At 59.5% G+C, this 661-nt stretch carries 2 protein-coding genes; one reads left to right on the top strand and one right to left on the bottom strand.

Annotated features, from left to right (window positions below; all coding sequences use genetic code 11):
- Positions 1-22: 22 nt before the first annotated feature.
- Positions 23-352 carry a hypothetical protein gene (locus AD944_RS00085; protein WP_061474605.1) on the bottom strand — a complete coding sequence of 110 codons (330 nt, stop codon included), beginning with the start codon at positions 350-352 and terminating at the stop codon, positions 23-25.
- Positions 353-411: 59 nt separating this feature from the next.
- Between AD944_RS00085 and AD944_RS17145 the strand changes: the two genes are divergently transcribed.
- Positions 412-661, top strand: a 250-nt coding sequence (locus tag AD944_RS17145; protein ID WP_211263308.1) for a hypothetical protein, incomplete at its 3' end; no start/stop codon positions are given.

Below are 661 nucleotides of genomic sequence, written 5' to 3'. Positions count from 1 at the left end.
TCTCATTCAAAAGTCACTCTTTTTATGGGGGGATTACCAGTTCACCCGCACCAAAACCTGTAAAACGAGCGAGCACGTCCTGCTCTGCCTCAGTGGCATTTCGATCCTCGCGTTCAAGTTCCCCGAGAAGGGCAATTGCTGCCAGATTACCCTCAGCACGGGCTTTCCATCCGCTTGCAAGACCACGCAGTCCCTTCAGCCGGAAATCGCGCTGAGGAATACGGAAAGAGCGAGGGGAGGGGAGGCAGACTTCGGGAAGGGGCTGGTCATCGTCTAGAGACCAGAGGGATGCGAGCTCACCGGACAGAACAGTGGTATCGAACAGATTGAGTTGCGAGGCTGACATGGACATGATGGCGCACTCCGTCCAATCGGCATCGCCCGACGCCTCAGAAAGGGTCGGGGGCCTGATTGCATAGGTTTGTCGGGATTAGTGGCAAGGAGCGGGAAGGGGAGCGTCTACTCTCTTCATCCCTTGTCCCTTATGCCTTCCTGACAACCGGGCCGGAGTGGGGGGCGCAAGTGCGGTGCGAAGCGCCGGGAGCGCAGCCACGCACAGGCCGCGCAGCGGACGAGCATGGCGAGCACCTACCACTTGCGGCGCACGCTCCGGGCTGGTGGACCTTCTGTCCTTCTGTCCTTCTGTCCTTCTGTCCTTCTG

The organism is Acetobacter tropicalis, assembly GCF_001580915.1.
Taxonomy (GTDB): Bacteria; Pseudomonadota; Alphaproteobacteria; order Acetobacterales; family Acetobacteraceae; genus Acetobacter; species Acetobacter tropicalis.
Note: the sequence above shows the minus strand (reverse complement) of the source record. Positions and strands in the feature narration are given on the sequence as shown.